Source organism: Candidatus Viridilinea mediisalina (assembly GCF_002532535.1).
Taxonomy (GTDB): Bacteria; Chloroflexota; Chloroflexia; order Chloroflexales; family Chloroflexaceae; genus Viridilinea; species Viridilinea mediisalina.
In genome coordinates this window covers 1-6,422 of sequence record NZ_NQWI01000185.1, presented here as the reverse complement: position 1 = coordinate 6,422, position 6,422 = coordinate 1, and the positions used below count along the sequence as shown (strand labels likewise).

Genomic DNA, 6,422 nt, shown 5'->3' with positions numbered 1-6,422 from the left:
CGTCCTCGCGTCCTCGCGTCCTCGCGTCCTCGCGTCCTCGCGTCCTCGCGTCCTCGCGTCCTCGCGTCCTCGCCTCCTCGCGTCCTCGCCTCCTCGCCTCCTCGCCCTTTGTGATCATAGATCAATAAAAAACGCACCCACCTCACAGGCAAACTCAGGCAACAAGGGCGATGAGAGGGTCGCATGGGCTGCAAGGGTCGCCACAATGGCATAGTGGGGGCCAGCAAGCCGATGCACCACCACATTGCGGGCAAAGCGATCCACCAGCCAATACTCGGTTACCCCCCAGTAGGCATAGCGAGCCGGCTTCAAGACCCGGTCGCGCTGCTCGTTCTTCTGGCCGCGTGAGAGTACCTCAACCGCCAGATCGGGGGGGCCATAGAATTTGCCATCGGCCCGTTGGTGCCGTGCGCGTCGTGTGGCACTATACCAGACCACATCGGGGGCAAAGGCTTCATCCTCGGCGAGAATCACCCCAGGCGTACTGACTGCCAAACCACCTTGACCATGAACACGATTCCAGAGATAGAGCTCACGACACACCGCATCAGCGACCAATTGATGCTCAAAGCTCGGCTGGGTCGTCACGTGCAGTTCTCCTTCGAGCAATTCATAGCGCTTGCCATCATCGTCGGGCAAGCCCTCGAGTGCCGCCACAGTGAGATGCGAGGAGACGATCATGGGGTTGCTCCTTTTGGAGATTTCAGATTTCAGATTTCAGATTTCAGATTGGAGAACCAGGTGTTTGCCGACCTTAAGCATGTGGATGCGAGGAGGCGCAGAAGCGAGGACGGGAAGAGGCGAAGCCCTCGTCTCTTCACCTCTTCCCGTCCTCGCAAGTTGGTATAATACCATTTACGATTGTAGATTGCAGATTGCAGATTGCCGAACATGGCGTCCCAATAAGCTTTAGCGTTCTTGATAATACGGCATGTTCAAGGGTAGTTGGTATAACCTCAAGCCAGATCAAAGCGATCTAGGTTCATCACTTTGTTCCAGGCCGCCACAAAGTCGCGTACAAACTTCGCTTGGGCGTCGGCTTGGGCGTAGACTTCGGCGAGGGCGCGCAGTTGCGAGTTGGAGCCGAAGACCAGATCAACCCGCGTGCCGGTCCACTTGATTGCGCCGGTCTTGCGATCACGCCCCTCGAAGCTTTGGCCCGCTTCGCTCGTCGGCTGCCATTCGGTGTTGATGTCGAGCAGGTTGACGAAGAAGTCGTTGCTGAGCGTACCAACCCGCTCAGTGAAGACGCCGTCTTTCGTCTGGTTGACATTGGCCCCCAAGACGCGCAAGCCACCAACCAGCACCGTCATCTCTGGCGCACTCAGGGTCAACAGTTGGGCCCGATCCACCAGCAGCGCTTCGGCCTGCACACTGAAGGTCTGCTGCAGGTAGTTGCGGAAGCCGTCGGCCTGTGGCTCTAGCGGTTCAAACGAGGCCACGTCGGTCTGCTCTTGGGTGGCGTCCATACGCCCTGGTGTGAAGGGGACTTCCACGGGGTAGCCGGCAGCCTTGGCCGCCGCCTCGACTGCCGCGCAGCCGCCGAGGACAATCAGGTCGGCCAACGAGACCTTTTTGCCATCCTGTTGGGTACTGTTGAACTGCTGCTGGATCTGCTCCAACACGCCCAGCACCTTGCTCAGTTGCTCAGGCTGGTTGACCGCCCAGTGCTTCTGGGGAGCCAAGCGAACCCGTGCGCCATTGGCCCCGCCGCGCTTATCGGAGCCACGGAAGGTGGAGGCGGAAGCCCACGCGGTTGCCACCAGTTCCGCCGTACTCAGGCCGGAATTGAGCAGCAGCGTCTTCAGTTCAACAATCTCGGCGGCCTCAATCAGCGGGTGATCCACGGGCGGAATGGGGTCTTGCCAGATCAGATCCTCCTCTGGCACCTCTGGGCCAAGGTAGAGACACTTGGGCCCCATGTCGCGGTGGGTCAACTTGAACCATGCGCGCGCAAAGGCATCAGCGAAAGCCTCTGGATGCTCCAAGAAGCGGCGCGCAATCGGCTCATAGATGGGATCGTAGCGCAACGACATGTCCGCCGTGGTCATCATAGGCGGATGCTTCTTCGTGGGATCGTGGGCATCAGGGATCAGATGCTCCTCTTTGACATCCTTGGCCACCCACTGCCAGGCACCTGCCGGGCTCTTGACCAGTTCCCACTCATAGCCAAAGAGCATCTCGAAGTAGCCATTGTCCCAACGGGTGGGGAAGGGCTTCCATGCGCCTTCGATGCCACTGGTAGTCGTATCGGCCCCTTTGCCCGTGCCAAACTTGTTGATCCAACCGAGCCCCTGGGCCTCAAGCGGGGCCGCCTCTGGCTCTGGGCCAACGAGGGCCGGATCGCCCGCACCGTGGGCCTTGCCGAAGGTATGGCCGCCCGCCGTCAACGCAACCGTCTCTTCGTCATTCATCGCCATACGGGCGAAGGTCTCGCGCACATCGCGCCCCGACGCAACCGGATCGGGCTGGCCGTTGGGCCCTTCGGGATTGACATAGATCAAGCCCATCTGCACCGCTGCCAGCGGGTTCTCCAGTTCGCGCTCGCCACTGTAGCGCTTATCGCCGAGCCAAGTCTCTTCGCTACCCCAATAGATGTCCTCCTCAGGCTGCCAGATGTCGGCACGCCCCCCACCGAAGCCGAAGGTCTTGAAGCCCATGGATTCGAGGGCACAATTGCCCGCGAGGATCATCAGGTCGGCCCAAGAGAGCTTATTGCCATACTTCTGCTTAATCGGCCAGAGCAGGCGGCGGGCCTTATCGAGATTACCATTGTCGGGCCAGCTATTCACCGGCGCAAAGCGCTGGTTGCCGGTGCCACCACCGCCACGCCCATCGGCGGTGCGGTAGGTCCCGGCGCTATGCCACGCCATACGAATAAAGAGGCCGCCGTAATGGCCCCAATCGGCGGGCCACCAATCCTGCGAATCGGTCATGAGCTCATAAAGATCCTGCTTCAACGCAGCAAAATCGAGCTTTTTGAACTCCTCGGCATAGTCAAAATCGGTCCCCAACGGATTGGAAGCGGGCGCGTGTTGATGCAAAATTCCCAGATTGAGTTGATTGGGCCACCAATCACGGTTAGAACGTCCCTGTTCAGCGGTCACATGGGCTGCACGGCCCGCCATCGGGCACTTGCCACTGTTGCTCATTGTTTCATACTCCATTATCGTGGGGTTTGGGGTTTGCCCCAACATTCCCGCCGCGCCAGCGGCGAGGTTTCGTAACATTCTACCATGCGAATCTTGTGCTACCGCTTTAGCTTGAATGCGACTGAGAGGCATCCCGAACATCCCAAAGCCCTATTCACGCTCCTTAGATTCAATTGCAACCCAACCCCACTTGTCTGCGTCATATCACCAAGGTGAGGTGATGAAGAACTTTCTTTGTAAAGAAGTGGGGCCAAGCATGAAGGAACACTATACTGAGCAAGACACTGAACGAGCACGCCGGGCTGAACGCTCTTCGGCAGGGATGGAGACACAGCATCTGGGACAGCCCTCCACACCAATGAGTGTACACCCCGATGTCCAACCTACGCCGCGCATGGGCTTATTGCTGATCGGCTTAGGGGCACTGCTCATTGTGGGCCAACTCTTCAACGTTAGCCTTAACCTTAGCGCAGGCATGGTGCTCTTCACCATCGGCTCGGTCTTCTTCTTCTTTGGTTTCTGGCAACGCATCTATGGGCTGATCATTCCGGGGAGCATTCTGAGCGGCTTAAGTATTGGCGTTATCTTTGAACCACTGGTAGGCGGGCCAGCAGTTCTTTGGGGTTTAGCTTTAGGCTTCCTGGGCATCTTTGGCTTGGGCCGTGCCCTATTTCAGCATGAAAGCATCTGGCCCGTCATTCCGGCGGTAATCCTGTTTGCAGTGGGGATGCTTGCCGCTCTGAGCAACCTACCCGCCATACTAGGTCCGAGCCTCTTTATGCTCTTAGGGCCACTGCTCCTCATTGCTGCTGGTATCTATTTGGGCAGTTCGCGCCGTCATTAGGAGTACCCCCATGCCTCTTCCCCGTCACGCAGTGATCCTTGCGGCTGGTGAATCAACGCGCACGCGCCCGTTGACGTTGCAACGCCCCAAGCCCCTTATTCCACTCCTTGATCGTCCGCTGCTGGCTCATATCTTGGACGAACTAGTAGGTATGGTTGAACGGGTAACCCTTGTGGTTGGCTATCGTGCCGATCAGGTTGCTGCAACCTTTGGCGCGGAGTATCGCGGCATGCACCTGCGCTACATGCACCAGACGGTGGTCAATGGCACGGCGGGGGCGCTCTTGGCCGCTGCACCGATTGATGAGCCCTTTTTTCTGCTCTATGGCGATAACCTGATCGCCCGCGAGGATGTTGTGGGGGTGGCTCAGGGGCGCTATGGGGTGGCCGGGCTGCCAGTGGCCGATGCGCGCGCCTTTGGGGTCTTGCAGCTTGAGCATGGCAGCGTGGTCGGGATTCTGGAGAAGCCCGCCGAGCCGCCGCCCAACGCGCTGGCCAATCCGGGCATCTATTGCTTTGATGCGGCGGTCTTTCCCCTGCTTGCCCAGATTGCGCCTTCGCCCCGTGGCGAACTGGAACTGACCGACCTGATTAGCGCCTTGGCTGCGACGAATCCCATTCACCCCCATGTCTGCACGGGCTATTGGGTGCCGGTTGGCAACCCGTGGGAGGCGCTGAACGCCGCACAGTTCCTTGTAGTGCGCCAGCATGCTGCTCAATGCTTTATCCATCCCACTGCCCAGATTCACCCCAGTGCCCAGATTAGCGGCCCAAGTGCTATTGGCCCCAATGTGATCGTTGAGGCCAATGCCTGCATCAACGCCTCCGTCCTCAGCGCAGGTTCCAAGGTAGGCGCAGGGGCGCAGATCAACGCCTCGTGGCTCGATGAGGGGGCTACGGTTGGTGCGGGAGCAGTGTTGCACGCCGTGCGCCTCGATCACCTCCAGCCATCCGCCGAGCTACGTGGCACGCTCGAGCGCACCACCCTGATCACGCGGGGCGCGATTGTGGGCTACCAGGCCACCGTTGCGCCAAATACAGCAGTGGTCGGGGAGAGTATTGTGCAGTAGCCTGGCGGCTCGGACGGAGGGGGGAGCGCGAGGGAACCTGGTTCCCTCGCACACCCTAGCTACACATGTTGGTCACACCCAAATGGTATAATGCCGCCATGAATCAGACCATGGTCGCTATGAGCGGCGGGGTAGACAGTTCCCTCACCGCTGCGCTGCTCGTCGAGCAGGGCCATCAGGTGGTTGGCGTCACCCTGCACCTCTGGGAGGGTGATGACAACGATCCCTTGCATGAGAGCCTCTGTTGCTCTACCGATATGGCCGAGAGTGCGCGGCGGGTCTGTGCCCAGTTGGGCATACCCTACTATGTCTTTAACTACCAGCAGGAGTTTCGGCGCGCTGTGGTCGAACACTTTGTGCGTACCTATGCCCAAGGTCTTACGCCGAATCCGTGCTTAGAGTGCAACCGCGAGATTAAGTTCCGGGCTCTCTTGGCCCGCGCCCAAACGCTGGGCTTTAGCCATGTCGCCACGGGCCACTATGCACGCATTGTGCCCCCGGCTACGCCTGAGGCACCCTACCAACTGTGGCGTGCAGTGGATCATGCCAAGGATCAATCCTATGTGCTGCACATGCTCGGGCAGCGCGACCTGGCCCGCCTACTCTTTCCCCTTGGTAGCATGAGCAAAGCTGAGGTGCGTGCCCAGGCTGCGGCGCGTGGCTTGGAGAGCGCCAACCGGCCTGAGAGCCAGGATATCTGTTTTGTGCCTGCTGGCGATTACCGTAACCTCTTGCGCCAAGAAGCGCCCGATAGTTTGCGCCCCGGGCCAATTGTGGATCTGGCGGGGCGCGAACTTGGTCAGCATCAAGGTTTACCGCTCTATACCATTGGGCAGCGCCGTGGCTTGGGGCTCGGCGGCGGCGACCTGCGCTATGTCGTTGCCCTTGATGTAGCCCGCAACGCCCTTGTGGTCGGCCCGCGTGAAGCCATTGTGCGCGACCGCTTCTTTGTGGAGCAAGCCAGTTTCTGCGATGATCAATGGCCCGCAGCGCCCTTCGACTGCCTCGTGCAAGTCCGCGCCCACGCCGAGGCCGCCCCCGCCACTGTGACCCCCGTGGACGCGGGTCGCCTCGTTGTGCAACTCCACCAAGCGCTCAACGCGATCACCCCAGGCCAAGCCGCTGTCTTCTACGCCGCCGAGCGGGTGTTGGGCGGCGGGATGATCATGCGCTTTGGGGATGTGGAGGATGCGTGAGGCGTGAGGCGGGGATGTGGGGATGCGGGGATGCGTGAGGCGTGAGGCGTGAGGCGGGGATGCGGGGATGCGTGAGGCGAAGCCTCGCGCCCTCGCGTCTTCGCGCCCTCGCGTCTTCGCGCCCTCGCGTCTTCGCGCCCTCGCGTCTTCGCGCCCTCGCG

At 60.3% G+C, this 6,422-nt stretch carries 5 protein-coding genes; 3 read left to right on the top strand and 2 right to left on the bottom strand.

Annotated elements, in window-relative coordinates:
- Positions 1-114: 114 nt before the first annotated feature.
- On the bottom strand, positions 115-681 hold the full coding sequence (locus tag CJ255_RS20730; RefSeq protein WP_097645984.1) for a Uma2 family endonuclease: 567 nt from the start codon (positions 679-681) through the stop codon (positions 115-117).
- A gap of 275 nt (positions 682-956) precedes the next feature.
- Entirely contained in the window at positions 957-3,152 is a 2,196-nt protein-coding gene (katG, locus tag CJ255_RS20725) for a catalase/peroxidase HPI (RefSeq protein ID WP_097645983.1), read from the bottom strand.
- 220 nt (positions 3,153-3,372) lie between these two features.
- On the opposite strand from katG, the gene CJ255_RS20720 reads away from it, so the two are divergent.
- The 3 genes from CJ255_RS20720 to mnmA all read left to right on the top strand — a co-directional run bounded on the left by CJ255_RS20720 (position 3,373) and on the right by mnmA (position 6,261).
- Entirely contained in the window at positions 3,373-3,996 is a 624-nt protein-coding gene (locus CJ255_RS20720) for a hypothetical protein (protein ID WP_124682035.1), read from the top strand.
- 10 nt (positions 3,997-4,006) lie between these two features.
- Complete coding sequence (locus CJ255_RS20715; protein WP_097645981.1) at positions 4,007-5,065, top strand: sugar phosphate nucleotidyltransferase; 1,059 nt, start codon at positions 4,007-4,009, stop codon at positions 5,063-5,065.
- Positions 5,066-5,163: 98 nt separating this feature from the next.
- Positions 5,164-6,261, top strand: coding sequence for a tRNA 2-thiouridine(34) synthase MnmA (gene mnmA, locus CJ255_RS20710; protein ID WP_097645980.1), 1,098 nt, complete (start codon positions 5,164-5,166; stop codon positions 6,259-6,261).
- The last annotated feature ends 161 nt before the right edge of the window (positions 6,262-6,422 follow it).

Coding starts and splice junctions, on each gene's coding strand:
- CJ255_RS20715 (WP_097645981.1), top strand. CDS start 4,007: ATGCCTCTTCCCCGTCACGCAGTGATCCTTGCGGCTGGTGAATCAACG.
- CJ255_RS20730 (WP_097645984.1), bottom strand. CDS start 681: ATGATCGTCTCCTCGCATCTCACTGTGGCGGCACTCGAGGGCTTGCCC.
- mnmA (WP_097645980.1), top strand. CDS start 5,164: ATGAATCAGACCATGGTCGCTATGAGCGGCGGGGTAGACAGTTCCCTC.
- CJ255_RS20720 (WP_124682035.1), top strand. CDS start 3,373: ATGAAGAACTTTCTTTGTAAAGAAGTGGGGCCAAGCATGAAGGAACAC.
- katG (WP_097645983.1), bottom strand. CDS start 3,152: ATGAGCAACAGTGGCAAGTGCCCGATGGCGGGCCGTGCAGCCCATGTG.